Source organism: Aromatoleum sp., assembly GCF_032027225.1.
Classification (GTDB): domain Bacteria; phylum Pseudomonadota; class Gammaproteobacteria; order Burkholderiales; family Rhodocyclaceae; genus Aromatoleum.
In genome coordinates, this window is record NZ_JAVSMM010000006.1 from 1 (window position 1) to 18,531 (window position 18,531).

An 18,531-nucleotide genomic window follows, 5' to 3' on the forward strand; every position below is an offset into this window, starting at 1 on the left:
ACTACCGTCAACCCCCACCGTGCTTTTTATTTCAACCCGGGGAAGCTTCTCTTGCCGCCGCCTCGTCGCGCCCCAACCAAAACCACCGAGGCGCTGCGAAGAGCGGCGAATTATAGACACTTCAAAATAGGTGTCAACAGGAGGTGAAAAAAGGCGGCAAGGAAAACGCGCGCGCCGACCGATTCCTTAGTTAGCCGCTCGCCCGCCGCGCTCTGCGAGAGGCTCGCCCCGCCGGCGCCCGGCTTTCCGGCCTGCTCAGTACCCGCCGGGTGCCCCCGCGTAATTCTCGAACCGCGTGCATTCGCCGATGAAGGTCATGCGCACTGTGCCGGTCGGGCCGTTCCGGTGCTTGCCGATAATCAATTCCGCCGATCCCTTGTCGGGCGAGTCCGGGTTATAAACCTCATCGCGGTAGATGAACATGATGATGTCCGCGTCCTGCTCGATAGCGCCCGATTCGCGAAGGTCGGACATTACGGGGCGCTTGTTCGGACGCTGCTCCAGGCTGCGGTTCAGCTGCGACAGCGCGATAATCGGCACGTGCAGTTCCTTCGCGAGGGATTTGATCGAGCGCGAGATCTCCGAGAGTTCCGACGCGCGGTTGTCGCTTTCCTTCGTGCCGCTCATCAGCTGCAGGTAATCAATGACGATCAAACCGAGCTTGCCGCACTGACGCGCAAGACGACGCGCGCGCGCGCGCAGATCGATCGGGTTCAGCCCGGGGGTTTCGTCGATGAACAACGGCGCGTCGTAGAGCTTGCCCATCGCCATCGTCAGACGCTGCCAATCCTCGTCTCCGAGTCGCCCCGTCCGGATCTTCCCCTGGTCGATGCGCCCGACCGAAGAGATGAATCGCGTCGCCAATTGCGTCCCGGGCATTTCCATCGAGAAGATCGCGACCGGCAGACGACAATCCACCGCGACGTGCTCGGCGACGTTCAACGCGAAAGTCGTCTTGCCCATCGCCGGACGGCCCGCAACGATGATCATGTCGGACGGCTGAAGGCCCGAGGTCTTCTCGTCGAGGTCAACGAGGCCGGTCGGCACGCCCGTGACTTCCGAAGGATTGTCACGGTCGTACAGCTCCTGCACCCGATCGACGACCTGTTTCAGGATTGGCTGGATCGAAACGAAGCCGCTGGCGTGCCTCGCGCCGGCCTCGGCGATCTCGAAAACTTTCGCCTCGGCCTCGTCGAGCAAGGTCTTCGCGTCCTTCCCCGATGCACTCAGCGCGCTCGCCGCAATGTCGTCGCCGACCGCGACCAGTTTGCGCAGGATCGCGCGCTCGCGAACGATTTCGGCATAACGGCGAATGTTCGCTGCCGAGGGCGTGTTGTTCGCGATTTCGGCGAGATAGGCGAGACCGCCGGCCTGCTCGGCTTCGCCGACCTTCTCCAGGGACTCGAACACGGTGACGACGTCCGCCGGTTTCCCGAGGTCGATCAGGCGTGCAATCTGCCGGTAGATGCGCCGATGGTCGTCGCGATAAAAATCGGCGTCGTTCACGAGATCGGCAATGCGTTCCCATGCGGCGTTGTCGAGCAGGATGCCGCCAATCAGCGACTGCTCGGCCTCCAGCGAATGCGGAGGGAGCTTGATCGCGGAAATCTGCGGATCAGCGGGGTTGTCGGAAAATCGTCGCTTCGAGCTGGCCATGACGGAAAGTCCACGAAGGAAGGGGAATCTTACCGAAGCCGGCCCGGCGGCTGCCGCGGAAAGAACCCGATGAGGGACAAAAAACAAAGGGGCTGCCGAAGCAGCCCCTCATGGATCGGAAAATCCGACCTGCTTACGCTTGCTCGCCGAGCACCGAGACCGTCACGGGGACGACGACGTCCGAGTGCAGCGCGATGTCGATCTGCGTGTCGCCGATCTGCTTGATCGGGCCTTCCGGCATCCGCACGGCGCTGCGCTCGACCTTGAAGCCCTGGGCTTCAAGCGCGTCAACGACGTCGATGTTCGTGACCGAGCCGAACAGACGGCCGTCCATGCCGGCCTTGCGGGTGACCTGGACCATAAGCCCTTCGAACTTCGACGCGAGCGCCTGAGCTTCCGCCAGCTTCTCCGCGTGCGTGCGCTCGAGCTCGGCACGCAACGCTTCGAACTCGGCCATGTTGGCCTGGGTCGCGCGCTTGGCCTTGCCCTGCGGAATCAGGTAATTGCGGGCGTAGCCGTCCTTGACCTTGACGACATCGCCGAGCACGCCGAGGTTGGCGACTTTTTCGAGCAGAATGATTTGCATGTCCGATCTCTCCTATTACTTGTGCAGATCGGTGTACGGCAGCAGCGCGAGGAAGCGCGCACGCTTGATCGCGGTCGACAGCTGACGCTGGTAGCCCGCCTTCGTGCCGGTGATGCGGGCCGGCATGATCTTGCTGTTCTCGGTGATGAAGTCCTTCAGGATGTCCACATCCTTGTAGTCGACTTCCTCGATCTTCTCGGCCGTGAAGCGGCAGAACTTGCGACGCTTGAACAGACCGCGGTTGCCGCGATCATCCTTTTTCTTGAACTTCGACTTGGGCTTGAAAGCCATTTTCGTTTCCTTCCAGAAATTCGATCTTGCTCAGGTGCAACACCGGCGCCCTGCTGCGAAGACTCTTCGCAGCGAGAAATCCGGTGGCCCGTATCCTCATGCCGGGAGAGGCGCCGGCCAGCACGCTGGCCAGTTCGCCGACCGCGACCGCCTGCAGTTCCACCGAAACATCGCGGGCCATGCCGGCCTCGTCCTGCTTCGATTCGTGCGCGAGGCCGCAAGCGGCGATCGGCACTCCTGCCGGGGTTCGACGCAAGGGCAGCAGCTCCGCTATCCGTGCATCGAGGCGCAGTTCGTTCGCCCCGGGCTCAGCCACCTCAGGCCGACGCGGCTTCGGCCGGCTTCGACTCGGCAGCGGGCGCAGCGGTCAGCGAGCGCGACTTTTCTTCCTTCATCATCGGCGACGGCACCGTCACGGCCTTCTTCATCTTGACCACGAGGTGGCGCAACACGGCGTCGTTGAACTTGAACGCATGCTCGAGCTCGCCGAGCGCTTCGCCGTCGCACTCGATGTTCATGAGCACATAGTGGGCCTTGTGCACCTTCTGGATCGGATAGGCCATCTGACGACGACCCCAGTCTTCGAGGCGGTGGATCTGGCCGTCGCGGGCGGTGACGATCGCCTTATAGCGCTCGATCATCGCCGGGACCTGTTCCGACTGGTCCGGGTGGACGATGAATACAACTTCATAATGTCGCATGCAGACTCCTTGCGGTTTGATGTCAGCTCCCCGGCATGCGGACCGGTGGAGCAAGGGAAAGCCGGGCACGATAGCAGGAAAGACGTGGCGAATCAATGCCATTGGCGGTCACTATGAGATCCGGCAGCCGCGCTCCGGTCGCTCGAGGCAGCAACGCCCGAGCCCGGCCGAAACGCGCCGGGCGAGACGGCGTGCGGCTTAACGCGGCCGCGCGTTCCAGATCTTCTGCAGCCGCTTGACCGACATCGGCATCGGCGTCTTCAGCTCCTGCGCGAACAACGCGACGCGCAGCTCCTCGAGCAGCCAGCGGAACTCGTCGAGAGCCGGGTCGATGACGCTCGCCTTGCGCTTCGCGAGGAGTTCCCGCTCGAACGGTTGCGCGAGCGAACGCCAGTCGGCCAGGAGCTGCGCGTCGCGAGCCGGGTTGTTGCGCAGCTTGTCGAGCCGCACACCGGCCGCCTTCAGATAGCGCGAGCACTGTGCGAGCCGCTCCCATGGCTGCGCGACGAGGAAATTCTTCGGCAGCAGCTCGCGGACTTGCGCCTGGATGTCGGCGGCGACTTCGGGAAAGGCACGGAGCGCGGCGAGACGCTTCTGCAGCGCCGCGTGTTCGGCGATCAGCGCCGTCGCAAGGCGCATGAACTCTTGCGCGACGAGCGTGATGCGCGGCTTCGCCTCGGCACAGCGGCGCTCGAAGCTGGCGGCGTCCATCGGCAGCGGATCGAGCAGGCAGGTGCGGGCGAGCGTCGCGGCGACGAGCTGCGCCTTCAGTTCCGCGTCGGTGCCGAACGGGATGAACGCGAGCGCCAGCTCCCGCAGGCCCGGCAGCTTCTCGATCGCGCGCACCTGGTCTTTCAGCGCGAGCGCGAAGAGACGCGCGAGTCCCTTGCGATGGACTTTCGCCGCTTCTTCCGGCGTGTCGTAGGGACGCAGCGAAACGCTGTCCCCGTCGTCGTGCAGCGCCGGGTAGCCGATCACGTCGCGGCCGGCGACCTTCACTTCGAGGAGTTCCGGCAGCGGGCCGAAAGTCCAGGCGGTCAGCCCTGCGAGACCGGTCGCCGCAGCCGGGTCTTTGGTCCGCCCCGCTGCGGCACCCTTCGCCGCCTCACGGCCGCCGCCGGACACGGAGCCGCTCGGCGCCGGCCGTCCCTTGCCCGCTCCGTTGGAGGCCGTCGGCGCACCGGCAGCAATGCCGGCATCGATCGGCCCGGCTGTCGACAGCGCGATGCGCGCGCCGCGGAAACGTTCGGCGACCTGGTCGCGCAAACGCGTCCGCATCTCCGCGAGAGTGCGCGACTGCCCGAGCACGCGGCCGTGCTCATCGACCACGCGGAAATTCATGAAGAAATGCGGATTCAGGTTTTCCGGGCGGAACGACTCGATCGGCAGCTTCAGCGACACGCGCTCCTCGACGAAGCGCTGCAGCGCGCGCAGCAACGGCTCGTCGACATCGAACTCGCCCGCCCCGGATTGCGCGGCGAATGCCGCCGCGCTGTCGGCGATCGGCTGCAGGCGGTGGCGGTGCTTTTGCGGCACGGTACGCAGCAGCGCGGCGGCCTTCTCCTCGAGGAGCCCCGGCACTAACCATTCGCACCGATTCGCCGGGATCTGGTTCAGCATCGCGAGCGGCACCGTCAGCGTGACGCCGTCGTCGGGCTCGCCCGGCTGGTGGAGATACGTCAGCTTCAGCCTCTGGCCGAGCACGTCGAAGCTCGACGGGAAGCGGTCGGTCGTGATGCCTTCGGCCTCGTGACGCATCAGCTGGTCACGCGTCAGATAGAGCAGCTTCGGCTCGGCCTGCTCGGCGGACTTGCGCCAACGCTCGAAGCTCGCGACGTCCATCACATCGGACGGCAGTTTCGACTCGTAGAACGCCTCGATCAGCCTCTCGTCGACGAGCACGTCGGGGCGGCGCGACTTGTGCTCGAGGCGTTCGATTTCGGCGACGAGCCGGCGGTTGTGCTGCAGGAAAGCCATGCCGCGCGCGGGTCCTTCGGCGATTTCGCCCTGCACGAGGCCTTCGCGGACGAAGAGTTCGCGGCACAGCGTCGGATCGATGTCGCGGTAGCCGACGCCGCGTCGGGCGTACAACACCAGACCGTGCAGCGTGCCGCGCTCCCACGCGCGCACCGCGCCCGACGCCTTCGACCAGTGCGGCTCGAACACCTGGCGCTTCACGAGATGGCCGCCGACCTCCTCGAGCCACTCCGGCTCGATCTTCGCGAGGCAGCGGCCGAAGAGCCGCGAGGTCTCGACGAGCTCGGCGCAGACGATCCACTTGCCGGCCTTCTTCGCGAGCGTCGAGCCCGGATGCGGCCAGAACTTGATGCCGCGCGCGCCGAGGTAGCTGCCCGCCTGCGGACCGCTCGCGTCCTCGATCTTGCTGCCGACGTGACCGAGCAGCCCGGTGAGCAGCGCCTTGTGGATCGCGTCGTAGTGCGCGGACTCGGAGTTTTCCTTCCAGCCGTGCTCGGTGCACAGCGTCAGCAGCTGGCTGTGCACGTCGCGCCATTCACGCAGTCGCAGGTACGACAGGTGATTCCGCTTCGCCCACGTCTTCTGCTTGCTGCCGGATTCGTGGCGGACCGTCTCGTCCCACGCCTTCCACAGGTTCCAGTACCACAGGAACTCGGAGCGCTGGTCCTGCTCGCCGCCGCGGAATTTCGCGTGCGCCTGGTCGGCGGCGCCGGGGCTCTCCGGATTGCGCTCGCGCGGGTCCTGCACTGACAGCGCGGCGGCGATCACGAGCACTTCCTTGACGCAGGCACGATCGCGCGCGGCGAGGATCATGCGGCCGATCTTCGGGTCGAGCGGCAGCTTCGCGAGTTCGCGGCCGGTCGGCGTCAGCTCGCGCGCCGCGCTGTCCTCGTCGAGCGCGCCGAGCTCGGTGAGCAGCTGGTAGCCGTCGGCGATCATGCGCGGCAGCGGCGCGTCGAGGAACGGGAAATCCTCGACTTCACCGAGCCGCAGCGACTTCATCCGCAGGATCACGCCGGCGAGTGACGAGCGCAGGATTTCCGGGTCGGTGTGCGGCGGCCGCTTGTCGAAATCGGTTTCGTCGTAGAGGCGGAAACAGATCCCGTCCATCACCCGTCCGCAACGCCCGGCGCGCTGCTTCGCCGCCGACTGCGCGATCCTCTCGACCTGCAGCTGCTCGACATTGTTGCGGTGCGAGTAACGCTTGACTCGCGCGAGGCCGGTGTCGACGACGTAGCGGATGCCGGGGACGGTCAGCGAAGTCTCCGCGACGTTGGTCGCGAGCACGACGCGCCGGCCGCGGCCCGGGGAAAATACACGCGCCTGCTCCTGCGCGGACTGGCGCGCATAAAGCGGCAGGATCTCGATGCTGCCGGCGTGATGCGCCTTGCGCAAGGCCTCGGCGGCTTCGCGGATCTCGCGCTCGCCGGGCAGGAATACTAGGGTGTCGCCGGGGCCGCTGCGGTGCGCCTCGTCGACCGCGTCGACGATCGCGTCGTACAGGTCGCGCCCCTTGTCGCGCCGCGGCGTACGGCGCTCGTCTACCGCGGTGTCGTCGTCCTCAACCGGGCGGTAACGCATTTCAATCGGATACAGCCGGCCGGACACCTCGATCACCGGCACCGGACTCCCCGGCGCGCCGAAATGACGCGCGAAGCGGTCGGCGTCGAGCGTCGCCGAGGTCACGATGACTTTCAGGTCGGGGCGGCGCGGCCGCAGCGTCTTCAGGTAGCCGAGCAGGAAGTCGATGTTCAGGCTGCGCTCGTGCGCCTCGTCGATGATCAGCGTGTCGTACGCCGCGAGCAGCGGGTCGCCCTGCGTCTCGGCGAGCAGGATGCCGTCGGTCATCAGCTTGATGTGGCTCGCGGCGCCGATGCGGTCGGTGAAGCGGATCTTGTAGCCGACCGCCTGGCCGAGTTCGGATTTCAACTCCTGCGCGATGCGGCTCGCCGTCGCGCGGGCGGCGAGCCGGCGCGGCTGCGTATGGCCGATCAACCCGGCGACGCCGCGGCCGAGCGCGAGGCAGATCTTCGGCAGCTGCGTCGTCTTGCCCGAGCCGGTTTCGCCCGAGACGATCACGACCTGGTGCGCAGCGATCGCCGCGGCGATCTCGTCGCGCTTCTGCGTGACCGGTAGTTCCGGCGGGAATTCCGGCTGAGGCAGCCGCGCCCGGCGCTCGGCGAACGCGGCCCGGGAGCGCGCGAGCAGCGCGTCGAAGTCGGCTTGCGCGCGTTCGCGCCGGCCGGTTTGCGGCCGTTTCAGCTCACCGGCAAGTCGCCGCAGCCTGGGCCGGTCGACGCTCAGGCAGTCGGCAAAGGCGGAGCGCTCGCCGGCGCGATCGTTGGGCGTGTCGATGATCGTCAATATCGGAAAGTGGCCGGATGGAAGGTCCGCTCGGCGTCGCAGAGGACAGAAGTCGTTCGTTGGCGGCCGCTGCCGCGCGCCGCAGGTGCGGCGGGATTATGCCAGAAGGCGCCGGGCCGCCGACTTCGCCGGGCGCAAGCCGCGGCAGGCGCTCGCGGCGAGACGCGCGACCGCCTCATCCGGCGGCGAAGCGGGCACGCTCCGCCGCCCGTTCCCGTCAGCCGCGCAAGCCGACGATCATGCTCATCGCGAGCGCAAGTATGACCAGCAGCGCGAACCACGCGACGACCCCGGTCATCAGCACGAAGGACCCCATGATCCGCGCCTTGCCTGGGTGGTCGAGCCGGAACAGCGGATAGACGCCGTGGTAGATCAATGCGGCCGAGGCGACCCACGCGAGCGCGACGACGACTACCGCCACCCACGAGACCGGTATGAACAGCGCGAGCGCCGACAGCCACAGCGGCGTCGGCGCGACCGCCGCGAGCACAAACGCGTCTTCGTACGTCGGTGTCCGCTCGACGACGTCACCCATCTGCTGAATGATCGACGCCATCAGCGCAACCATCGCGAGTTCCGCGACGTAGAACGCGACCGCGACGCCGACCGCCTCGGCAACCGTGATGTGCGGCACCAGCGCCGGGAACACCGAGCCCGGGGTCACCAGCATCGCGTACAGCACCATCGCCGGCGGAATCAGCGACATCGGCATCACGAAGGTGAGAAAAAGCCTGCTCACCGTCGGGTGGATCCGCATCAGCTCGTCCCAGCCCTCGCGATACGAATAAAACATCTTCGGAAAGTTGTGCGTGTTCATCGTCGACCTCCTCTGGTGACGTGGCGAGACTCACATTCGACCGACAGGAAGTTCGAACGATCCCGCCTCGTTCCATTGTAGGCAGCCGGCAGTTTTCGGCTGGCGGACGCGCCGCGCTTGCCGAGCGCAGGTCGCGTCGGTACCTTGCCTGGCTTTCCCCGCCTGTCCGATCCGATGTCCCGACTCGAAGGCTTTGCGCCGATCGCCGCCGCCGGCGCCCATACGTTGATCCTCGGCAGCATGCCGGGCGCCGCGTCGCTCGCGGCGGTCGAGTATTACGCGCATCCGCGCAATCACTTCTGGCCGATCATCGGCGCGGTGCTCGGCATCGACCCGGCGCTGCCGTACGCGGAACGCACGCGCCGCCTCGCCGAAGCGGGCTACGCGCTATGGGACGTGCTCGGCGCATGTCGCCGCGAAGGCAGCCTCGATTCGAACATCCAGACCGACTCGATCGAGGTCAACGACTTCGCGGCGTTCTTCGTACACCACCCGGCGATCGACCGCGTGTTCTGCAACGGCACCGCTGCCGAGCAGTGCTTCCGCCGCCACGCGCTGCCGGTGCTCGGGGAGCATTTCGACTTCACGCTGCGGCGCCTGCCATCGACGAGCCCCGCGAACGCATCGATTCCGTATCCGGCGAAGCTCGCCGCCTGGCGAGAGATCGCGCGGTGCGCGTAGTCGTCATCGGCGGCGGGCCCGCCGGACTGATCGCGGCCGACATGCTCGCCGCGCGCGGCCACGCGGTGGATCTCTACGACGCGATGCCGTCGGTGGGGCGCAAGTTCCTGCTCGCCGGGATCGGCGGTTTGAACCTGACGCACTCGGAAGCGCCCGAAATCTTTCTTACCCGCTACGGCGAGCGACGGCGCGAGCTCGAGCCGCTGCTCGCGGCCTTCGGCGCCACCGAACTGCGGGCCTGGGCGACCGGCCTCGGGGTCGAGACTTTCGTCGGCAGCTCGGGGCGCGTCTTCCCGACCGAGATGAAGGCGGCGCCGCTGCTGCGGGCCTGGCTGCACCGACTGCGGAGCGCCGGCGTGCGCTTTCGCCCGCGCCACCGCTGGCTCGGATGGCAAGACGAAAGCGCTCTCGCGACGCGCGGCCTGCGCTTCGCGACGCCCGACGGCGAGATCGGTGTCGATGCCGACGCGGTGGTCCTCGCGCTCGGCGGCGCGAGCTGGGCGAAGCTCGGGTCGGACGGCGCGTGGGTCCCGCGCCTTGCCGAACGCGGCGTCGCGATCGCGCCGCTGCGGCCGGCCAACTGCGGCTTCGACGTCGGTGCGCGCGAAACGGGCGCTGGTGCGAGCGGCTGGAGCGAGCATTTCCGTACGCGTTTCGCCGGCCACCCGCTGAAATCCGTCGTGCTGTCCTTCACCGACGCCCGCGGCGACCGCCACCAGCGCGCCGGCGAATGCATGATCTCCGACCACGGACTCGAAGGCAGCCTGATCTACGCACTGTCGGCGCCGCTGCGCGACACGATCGCCACCGCCGGCGCGGTGACGCTGTCGCTCGACCTCGCGCCGGGACGCAGCCTCGAACGGCTCGCCGACGAACTCTCACGTCCGCGCGGAACGCGCTCGGTCGCGAGCCACTTGCAGAGCAAGGCGGGCATCGCAGGCGTCAAGGCCGGACTGCTGCGCGAATGCCTGTCCCCGGCCGAGTTCGCGTCGCCGGCGCGGCTCGCCGCTGCGATCAAGGCGCTGCCGCTCGCGCTCGTCGCGCCGCGGCCGCTCGACGAGGCGATCAGCACCGCGGGCGGCGTCGTTTTCGAGGATCTCGACGAGCGGCTGATGCTGCGCGCGCTGCCGGGGGTGTTCTGCTGCGGCGAGATGCTCGACTGGGAGGCGCCGACGGGCGGCTATCTGCTGACCGGCTGCTTCGCCACCGGGCTGGCCGCGGGACTCGGCGCGAGCGACTGGCTCGAGGCGGGCGGCCGATAGCTTCCCGGTCAGCCGCGCCAGGCGTTGAACGCGGCGTAACCCACCCAGGCCATCAGCAGCGAGCCGACGACATGGACGACGGTGTGGACCGCGAGCCAGCCCCACTCCCCGCGCTGCACGAGATGCAGACCTTCGGCTGAAAACGTCGAGAACGTCGTCAATCCGCCGAGAAAGCCCGTCGTCAGCAGCAACCGCAGCGCCGGCGGCATTTCGGGCACCGCGTGGATCCACGCGAGCGCGCCACCCATCAGCAGGCCGCCGAGCAGGTTTGCCGCGAGCGTGCCGAACGGGACCATCAGGAACAGTGGGTTCAGCAGCAGGCCGAGTCCCCAGCGCAGCCACGCGCCCACCGCCGCGCCCGCGCCGATCGCCGCGAACGCCGTCACACCGATTGCCGACGTCATCGTCTCTCCTCAGGACGTGCCCGCGGCGAGCGCCCGCATGTCGGCGCCGCTCGGGTGCTGGAATACGCGCAGCCCGAACTCGGGCAGGATCGCGAGCAAGTGGTCGAAGATGTCCGACTGCGTCGCCTCGTAGTCGACCCACACGATCGTGTTCGCGAAGCAGTACAGCTCGAGCGGCAGACCGTCGGAGGTCGGCGCGAGCTGGCGCACCATCAGCATCATCCCCTGGTGCACGCCCGGGTGGCGCCGCAGGTAGCGCTCGACGTACGCGCGGAAGGTGCCGATGTTGGTCACGCGGCGGCGATTGACGGCGTCACGCCCGGCGCCCACGACCGACTGGTTCCACGCTTCGAGCTCGGCCTCCTTCGCCGGCAGATAGCCGTCGAGCAACGCGAAACGGTCGAGCCGGCGGCGTTCCTCGTCGGTCAGGAAGCGCACGCTGTGCTGATCGAGGAACAGGCTGCGCTTGATGCGCCGTCCGCCGGACTCACGCATCCCGCGCCAGTTCTTGAACGACTCGCTGATGAGGCGCTTCGTCGGGATCGTCGTGATCGTCTTGTCCCAGTTCTGCACCTTCACCGTGTGCAGCGCGATGTCGATGACGTCGCCGTCGGCGTTGAACTGCGGCATCTCGATCCAGTCGCCGACGCGCAGCATGTCGTTCGACGAAATCTGCACACTCGCGACGAGCGACAGCAGCGTGTCCTGGAAGATCAGCATCAGCACCGCGGCCATCGCGCCGAGGCCCGACAGCAGGATCAGCGGCGAGCGGTCGACGAGCGCGGCCACCATCAGGATCGTCGCGATGACGTAGATCGCAATCTTCAGGACTTCGAGATAGCCCTTGATCGGCCGCCGGTACGCATTCGGCCGCCGCATGTAGAGCGCATTCAGCAGCTCGAGCGCCTCGCCGACCGCGAGCGCGATCGTCAGCACGATGAATGCGGCGCAGACGTTGCGCACGACGGTCACGAACGCGTCGGGCAGGTCGAGCAGGCCGACGCCGCCGTACAGGATCAGCGCCGGCACCAGGCCGGCGAGGCGCCCGACGACTTCGAGGCGGGACAGGACCGGGTCGTCGCGCAGCGAGGTCGCCGCGAGCCCGCGCCGCAGCGCGCGCAGCAGGACGTGCCGCGTGAGCCAGTTCGCGAGCCACGCGACCGAGACGAGCGTCACGATCGCGACGACCGTGTAGGCGAACGGGTACTGTTCCAGCCAGGCGTCGGCGCGGACGAGTTCTTCGGGCATCTCTCTCCTTCTGGTCGGGGCCGCGGCGCCCGCGAAGCCGTCGGCGCGCGCCAGGCGCGGATTATAGCCGGCGCGCCCGCCGCCCCCGGGACCGGCCCACGCTCGCGTCATCGGCTACAATCGCCGCCATTCGCAACCCGCGCCGCTGCTGGCGGCGCCCGACTCCCGGAATTGCCCGAACCGATGAATCCGAACACGCCGAAAGAAGGCACTCCCGCCGCCCCGTCCAACTTCATCCGCAACATCATCGAAGAGGACGGGCGGAGCGGAAAATGGGGCGGCCGCGTCGAGACGCGCTTCCCGCCGGAGCCGAACGGCTACCTCCATTACGGCCACGCGAAATCGATCTGCCTGAACTTCGGTCTCGCCGAGCGCTACAACGGCGTCTGCCACCTGCGCTTCGACGACACGAACCCGGAGAAGGAAGAGCAGGAATACGTCGACTCGATCATCGAGGCGGTGCACTGGCTCGGCTTCGACTGGGGCGAGCACCTGTACTTCGCGTCGGACTATTTCGACCGCATGTACGCGTGCGCCGAGTACCTGATCACCTCGGGGCGCGCCTACGTCGAGTCGCTGTCGGCCGACGAGATGCGCGCCTATCGCGGCACGCTGACCGAGCCGGGCCGCGAAAGCCCGTACCGCAATCGCAGCGTCGAGGAAAACCTGGACCTGTTCCGCCGCATGCGCGCCGGCGAGTTCGCCGACGGCAAGCACGTCCTGCGCGCGAAGATCGACATGGCGTCGCCCAACCTGAACCTGCGCGACCCGGCGATCTACCGCATCCGCCGCGCGACGCACCACCGCACCGGCGACGCCTGGTGCATCTACCCGATGTACACCTTCGCGCACCCGATCGAGGACGCAATCGAGAACATCACGCATTCGGTCTGCACTCTCGAGTTCGAGGACCAGCGGCCGTTCTACGACTGGCTGCTCGACGCACTCGCGACCGGAGGCTTCTTCCCGCGGCCGCTGCCGCAGCAGATCGAATTCGCGCGGCTCAACCTGACCTACGTCGTGCTGTCGAAGCGCAAACTGATCCAGCTGGTCGACGAGCGTCACGTGGACGGCTGGGACGACCCACGCCTGCCGACGCTGATGGGCGCCCGCCGCCGCGGCTTCACCGCTGGCGGCTTCCGCCTCTTCGCGGAACGCATCGGCGTGACGAAATCCGACAGCTGGATCGACTTCAGCGTGCTCGAGGAATGCATGCGCGAAGACCTCAACGATGCGGCCGAGCGGCGCGTCGCGGTGCTCGACCCGCTGAAGCTCGTGATCACGAACTACCCCGAAGGCCACACGGAACAGTGCGAGGCGCCGAACCATCCGCTGAAGCCCGAGCTCGGCCGCCGGGAGATGCCGTTCTCGCGCGAACTGTGGATCGAACGCGAGGATTTCATGGAAACGCCGGTAAAAGGCTTCCACCGGCTCTATCCCGGCAACATGGCGCGGCTGCGCTACGGCTATGTCGTCAAATGCACCAGCTGCGAGAAGGATCTCGACGGCAACGTGACCGCGGTGCTGTGCGAGTACCTGCCGGATACCAAGTCCGGCACGCCGGGCGCCGACAGCGTCAAGGTCAAGGGCAACCTGCACTGGGTGTCGGTCGCGCACGGCTACGAAGCGGAGGTGCGGCTGTACGACCGCCTGTTCGCACAGCCCTACCCCGGCAACCGGCGCGAGGACGACCCGGAGGACTTCGAGCGCAGCTTTGTCGACGACCTCAACTACGACTCGAAGCGCACGATCCGCGCGCGGCTCGAGCCCGCGCTGCGCGACGCGCGCGCCGAAGATCGCTTCCAGTTCGAACGCCACGGTTATTTCGTCGCCGACCGCCTCGACTCGAAAGCCGGGGCGCCGGTGTTCAACCGGACGGTCACGCTGAAGGATTCGTGGAGCAAGACGAAGGGGTGATGGCGGTCGTTGACGCGGCCGCGCACGTTCCCCGCATTGTGGTTCCGAGGGGCGCGGCTCGGGTGTGTCGACGCGCGGCCCGCCCGGCTCCGGCCCGCGGTCGCGAACGCAGAAGCTGCGGCGGGCGCCGCGGAGGCACTCGACGAGCAAGTGGCGCAACTCGAGACCGATGTCCCGCCCCGCGCGGCGGTGGCGCGCTTCTTCTCCGCATGGAGGTGACGGCCCCGATGGCCGCGCCTCACGCGCTTGCAAGCTTCATGTCGTCGGCGGATGATCCCCCGAAAATGCCGACTGGAAACCGATGACGCCCTTCCTGCGGCGCAGCCGCGCAATTCTCGTCACCGTCCTCGTTGTCGCTCTCCTCGCCGCCGCCGTCTGGTGGCTGACCCGCCCGAAGCCGATTCCGGTTGTGCTCGTCGAGGTCGGCCGCGGCACGGTCGAAGCGACGCTGTCGAACACCCGCGCCGGCGAGGTCGAGGCCTGCCAGCGCACGAAGCTGTCGCCGATCATCGGCGGGCGCATCGACTATCTCGGGGTCGAGGAAGGCGACCGCGTCGAAAAAGGCCAGGTGCTGATGCGCCTGTGGAACGCGGATCAGGATGCGCGGCTCGCGGTGAACCGGGCGCAACTGGCGACGGCGACCAAGCGCGTCCGGGAAGCCTGCACGCAGGCGGACAACGCCGAGCGCGAAGCGGCGCGCCAGACCGAGCTGTTCCTGCAGAAATTCATTTCGGCGTCGCGCGAGGAGCAGGCGCGGACCGAGGCGCTCGCGCGGCGCGCGGTCTGCGAGACGGCCCGCGCCGACGTGCGCACCGCTGAGGCGCAGATCGACGCGACCGCGGTCGACCGCCAGCGCACGGTGCTGGTCGCGCCGTTCGCTGGCACCGTCGCGAAGATCACTGGCGAACTCGGCGAGTATTCGACGCCGTCGCCGCCGGGGGTGCCGACCCCGCCGGCGATCGACCTGATCGACGACAGCTGCCTGTACGTGAAGGCGCCGATGGACGAGATCGACGCACCCAAGATCCGCCCCGGGCAGGCGGCGCACGTGACGCTCGACGCGCTGCCGGGCAAGGTGTTCGAGGGGCGCGTCAAGCGCGTCGCGCCCTACATCATCGCGATCGAAAAGCAGGCCCGCACCGTCGACGTCGAGATCGACTTCGTGCAGCCGGACGAGGCGCACGGGCTGCTCGTCGGCTACAGCGCGGACGCCGAAATCATCCTCGACGTGCGACAGGACACGCTGCGGATTCCGACCGCGACGCTGCGCGAAGGCAACACGGTGCTCGTCTACGACGCGGCAAGCGGCACGCTCGCCGAACGCGCAGTCAAGCCGGGTATCGCGAACTGGGACTACACCGAAGTGCTCGACGGGCTCGCGGCCGGCGAGCGCATCGTCAGCTCGCTCGAACGCGCGGGCGTAGCCCCCGGCGCGCGGGTGGCGCCCGAAGACGCTGCATCGGCCGCGCAGTGACGCCGCGATGTCGCAGATCGAACTGGCCGGCATCGAGCGCGTCTTCAAGCTCGGCGACAGCGAAGTCCATGCGCTGCGCGAGGTGTCGCTGAGGATCGAGGCCGGCGAATATGTCGCAGTGATGGGCCCGTCCGGATCCGGCAAGTCGACGCTGCTGAACCTCCTCGGTTTGCTCGACCGGCCGAACGCCGGCACCTACCACCTCGAAGGCCGCGACGTCACGACGCTGAGCGCTGACGAACAGGCCGAGGTACGCCGCAGCCGGATCGGCTTCGTGTTCCAGAGCTTCCATCTCGTGCCGCGGCTGACGGCGGCGGAGAACGTCGCGCTGCCGCTGATGCTCGCCGGCGTACCACCCACGGAGCGGAAGCACCGGGTCACCGAGGCGCTGCGCAACTTCGGCCTCGAGTCGCGCGCCGGCCACCGCCCGGACGAGCTTTCGGGCGGCCAGCGGCAGCGCGTCGCGATTGCGCGCGCGACGATCATGCGCCCGGCGCTGATCCTCGCCGACGAACCGACCGGCAACCTCGACCGCGCAACCGGGCAGGACGTCACCGCGCTGCTCGAAGGGCTCAACGCATCCGGCGTCACGTTGATCGTCGTCACGCACGACCCGGTGATGGGCGCCCGCGCGCGGCGACGGCTGATGATGGAAGACGGCGCAGTGGTTGCCGACCTGCACACGGCCACCTCCCCACCGTCGTCGCCGTCACCATAGATGACGCCCGCGGACACGCTGCGTTTCGCCCTGCGCGCCGCGGCCGGCTATCCGCTGCGCACCGCGCTGATGATTCTCGCGATGTCGATCGGCGTCGCCGCGGTCGTCATCCTCACCGCGCTCGGCGACGGCGCCCGGCGCTACGTCGTCAATGAGTTCTCGTCGCTCGGCAGCAACCTCGTGATCGTGCTGCCCGGCCGCTCGGACACGGGCGGTCTCGGACTCGGTGGCCTCTTTACGAACACGCCGCGCGACCTGACGATTCGCGACGCGCAAGCGCTGCTGCGCGCGCCGTCCGTGCAACGGGTCGCGCCGATGTCGGTCGGCAATTCCGAGATCGCATACGGCGGGCGGCTACGCGAAGTCGTCGTCGTCGGCACAACCGCCGCGTACCTCGACATCCGCCGCATGGGCACCAGCGTCGGACGCTTCCTGCCGGCCGGAGACCCCGAGCAGGCAACGGCGGTCGCGGTGCTCGGCGCGACGCTGCAGAACGAACTCTTCGGCACCGAGCCCGCGGTCGGCCGCATGATCCGCGTCGGCGACCGCCGTCTGCGCGTCGTCGGCGTGCTGCAGAAGTCCGGTCAGGGCCTGGGCATGAAGAACGACGAGCTCGTCATCGTCCCGGTCGCGACCGCACAGGCGATGTTCAACACGAACACGCTGTTCCGCGTGCTCGTCGAAGCGCGCGGCCGCGACGCGATCGCGTCGGCCCAACGGCAGGTCGAGGATCTGATGCGCCAGCGCCACGACGGCGAGCTCGACATCACGGTGATCACGCAGGATGCGGTGCTCGGCACCTTCGACCGCATCCTCGGCGCACTGACGTTCGCGGTCGCCGGCATCGCCGCGATCAGCCTCGCCGTCGCCGGCATCCTCGTGATGAACGTGATGCTCGTCGCGGTCACGCAGCGCACCGGCGAAATCGGCCTGCTGAAGGCGCTCGGCGCCACCGCGCGCAACATCCGGCTCGCCTTCCTGATGGAGGCGGCGCTGCTGTCGCTCGCCGGCGCGCTCGTCGGCTTCGCCCTCGGGCATCTCGGCGCATGGGGCCTGCGGCTCGCGTTCCCGGTGCTGCCGGCGTGGCCGCCGGACTGGGCGGTCTACGCCGGCATCGGCACCGCGCTCGGGACCGGCATCCTGTTCGGCGTGATGCCGGCCCGGCGCGCCGCGCGCCTCGATCCGGTCCAGGCGCTCGCGAAACGATGAAATTCGCGGACTTCCTCCAGCTCGCGCTGCGCTCGCTCGTCGCGCACCGGCTGCGCAGCTTCCTGACGCTGCTCGGCATCGGCGTCGGCATCGCGGCGGTGATCCTGCTGACGTCGATCGGCGAAGGCCTGCACCAGTTCGTGCTGAAGGAATTCACGCAGTTCGGCACGAACATCATCCAGGTCACGCCCGGTCGCCAGGGCGCGCGCGGCGGCCCGCCGGGTCTGCCGAGCACGACCCGCGAACTCACGCTCGACGACGCCGCGGCGCTCGCCCGGCTGCCACACGTGACCGGCGTGACGCCCATCGTCTACGGCAACTCGGAGGTGCATGCCGCGGGACGCGTGCGCCGCACGAGCATCTACGGCGTCGGCGCCGACATGGCGCGGATCTTCTCGATGCGCGTGGCGATCGGGCGCTTCCTGCCGCCGGACGACCCGGTCGGCGCGCGCGCCTTCGTCGTGCTCGGTGCGAAGCTCGAGCGCGAGCTGTTCGGCAACGCCAACTCGCTCGGCGAGCGCGTGCGGATCGGCGACGAGCGCTTCCGCGTGATCGGGGTGATGGAGGAGAAAGGCCAGTTTCTCGGGGTCGATCTCGACGACACCGCCTACGTGCCGACGAGTCGTGCGATGGCGCTGTACAACCGCGACGGACTGATGGAGATCAACGTCACCTATCCGGAGACGACGCCGGCTGCGCCCGTCGCGGCCAGCATCCGCGCGTTGCTCGCGGCGCGCCACGGCCAGGACGACGTCACGCTGACGACGCAGGAAGACATGCTCGCGCGGCTGTCTAACATCCTCGGCATCCTCACCGCTGCCGTCGGCGCGCTCGGCGGCATTTCGCTCGCGGTCGGCGGCGTCGGCATCGTCACGATCATGACGATCGCGGTCAGCGAGCGCACGAACGAGATCGGTCTGCTGGTCGCCCTCGGCGCGCGACGCTCGACGGTGCTCGGGCTCTTCCTCGGCGAGGCGGTCGCGCTCGCCGCCGTCGGCGGCGCACTCGGCCTCGTCGTCGGCATGGGGCTCGCGCAACTCGTCGGCCTGCTCGTCCCGGCGCTGCCGGTGCATACCCCGTGGCATTTCGTCGCCGTCGCGGAAGTGCTCGCGGTCGTGATCGGACTGCTTGCCGGCGTCCTGCCGGCGCGCCGCGCAGCCGGGCTCGACCCGGTCGAAGCCTTGCGCTCGGAATGAACCGCGGCGCTCGATTTGTTGCGCCAGGTC

Annotated in this window: 16 protein-coding genes; 7 read left to right on the plus strand and 9 right to left on the minus strand. The window is 68.3% G+C overall.

The window, feature by feature from the left end:
* Positions 1 to 255: 255 nt before the first annotated feature.
* From dnaB to ROZ37_RS08545, 7 genes are all read right to left on the minus strand, one after another.
* A complete protein-coding gene (gene dnaB, locus ROZ37_RS08515) occupies positions 256 to 1,656 on the minus strand; it encodes a replicative DNA helicase (protein WP_312658876.1) in 1,401 nt (466 codons plus the stop codon).
* Positions 1,657 to 1,789: 133 nt separating this feature from the next.
* Entirely contained in the window at positions 1,790 to 2,242 is a 453-nt protein-coding gene (rplI, locus tag ROZ37_RS08520; RefSeq protein WP_312658878.1) for a 50S ribosomal protein L9, read from the minus strand.
* 15 nt (positions 2,243 to 2,257) lie between these two features.
* Positions 2,258 to 2,533: a 30S ribosomal protein S18 gene (gene rpsR / locus ROZ37_RS08525; protein ID WP_312658880.1), complete on the minus strand. Its 276-nt coding sequence runs from the start codon at positions 2,531 to 2,533 to the stop codon at positions 2,258 to 2,260.
* Complete coding sequence (gene priB, locus ROZ37_RS08530; RefSeq protein WP_312658881.1) at positions 2,493 to 2,849, minus strand: primosomal replication protein N; 357 nt, start codon at positions 2,847 to 2,849, stop codon at positions 2,493 to 2,495. The genes rpsR and priB overlap by 41 nt, the downstream gene beginning before the upstream one ends.
* Position 2,850: 1 nt before the next feature.
* Positions 2,851 to 3,234 (minus strand): 30S ribosomal protein S6, encoded by a 384-nt coding sequence (rpsF, locus tag ROZ37_RS08535; protein ID WP_312658882.1) that lies wholly within the window; start codon positions 3,232 to 3,234, stop codon positions 2,851 to 2,853.
* Between the two features lie 198 nt (positions 3,235 to 3,432).
* A complete protein-coding gene (hrpA, locus tag ROZ37_RS08540) occupies positions 3,433 to 7,575 on the minus strand; it encodes an ATP-dependent RNA helicase HrpA (protein ID WP_312658883.1) in 4,143 nt (1,380 codons plus the stop codon).
* 217 nt (positions 7,576 to 7,792) lie between these two features.
* Complete coding sequence (locus ROZ37_RS08545; protein ID WP_312658884.1) at positions 7,793 to 8,392, minus strand: Yip1 family protein; 600 nt, start codon at positions 8,390 to 8,392, stop codon at positions 7,793 to 7,795.
* Between the two features lie 174 nt (positions 8,393 to 8,566).
* On the opposite strand from ROZ37_RS08545, the gene ROZ37_RS08550 reads away from it, so the two are divergent.
* Together ROZ37_RS08550 and ROZ37_RS08555 are read left to right on the plus strand one after the other, a co-directional pair.
* Positions 8,567 to 9,073 (plus strand): DNA-deoxyinosine glycosylase, encoded by a 507-nt coding sequence (locus ROZ37_RS08550; RefSeq protein ID WP_312658886.1) that lies wholly within the window; start codon positions 8,567 to 8,569, stop codon positions 9,071 to 9,073.
* On the plus strand, positions 9,064 to 10,335 hold the full coding sequence (locus ROZ37_RS08555; protein WP_312658887.1) for a TIGR03862 family flavoprotein: 1,272 nt from the start codon (positions 9,064 to 9,066) through the stop codon (positions 10,333 to 10,335). Before ROZ37_RS08550 ends, ROZ37_RS08555 begins: the two co-directional genes overlap by 10 nt.
* A gap of 8 nt (positions 10,336 to 10,343) precedes the next feature.
* On the opposite strand, the gene crcB is transcribed toward ROZ37_RS08555, so the two are convergent.
* Positions 10,344 to 10,739 carry a fluoride efflux transporter CrcB gene (crcB, locus tag ROZ37_RS08560; RefSeq protein ID WP_312658888.1) on the minus strand — a complete coding sequence of 132 codons (396 nt, stop codon included), beginning with the start codon at positions 10,737 to 10,739 and terminating at the stop codon, positions 10,344 to 10,346.
* Between the two features lie 9 nt (positions 10,740 to 10,748).
* Positions 10,749 to 11,987: a mechanosensitive ion channel domain-containing protein gene (locus tag ROZ37_RS08565; RefSeq protein WP_312658889.1), complete on the minus strand. Its 1,239-nt coding sequence runs from the start codon at positions 11,985 to 11,987 to the stop codon at positions 10,749 to 10,751.
* Positions 11,988 to 12,170: 183 nt separating this feature from the next.
* Between ROZ37_RS08565 and ROZ37_RS08570 the strand changes: the two genes are divergently transcribed.
* The 5 genes from ROZ37_RS08570 (at position 12,171) to ROZ37_RS08590 (ending at position 18,501) form a co-directional block, all read left to right on the plus strand.
* Entirely contained in the window at positions 12,171 to 13,904 is a 1,734-nt protein-coding gene (locus ROZ37_RS08570) for a glutamine--tRNA ligase/YqeY domain fusion protein (RefSeq protein ID WP_312658890.1), read from the plus strand.
* Positions 13,905 to 14,205: 301 nt separating this feature from the next.
* Positions 14,206 to 15,378: an efflux RND transporter periplasmic adaptor subunit gene (locus ROZ37_RS08575; RefSeq protein WP_312658891.1), complete on the plus strand. Its 1,173-nt coding sequence runs from the start codon at positions 14,206 to 14,208 to the stop codon at positions 15,376 to 15,378.
* A gap of 7 nt (positions 15,379 to 15,385) precedes the next feature.
* Positions 15,386 to 16,096, plus strand: a complete 711-nt coding sequence (locus tag ROZ37_RS08580) for an ABC transporter ATP-binding protein (protein WP_312658892.1) — start codon at positions 15,386 to 15,388, stop codon at positions 16,094 to 16,096.
* Positions 16,097 to 17,305, plus strand: coding sequence for an ABC transporter permease (locus ROZ37_RS08585; protein WP_312658893.1), 1,209 nt, complete (start codon positions 16,097 to 16,099; stop codon positions 17,303 to 17,305). It begins immediately after the preceding gene.
* Positions 17,302 to 18,501, plus strand: coding sequence for an ABC transporter permease (locus ROZ37_RS08590; RefSeq protein ID WP_312658894.1), 1,200 nt, complete (start codon positions 17,302 to 17,304; stop codon positions 18,499 to 18,501). The genes ROZ37_RS08585 and ROZ37_RS08590 overlap by 4 nt, the downstream gene beginning before the upstream one ends.
* The last annotated feature ends 30 nt before the right edge of the window (positions 18,502 to 18,531 follow it).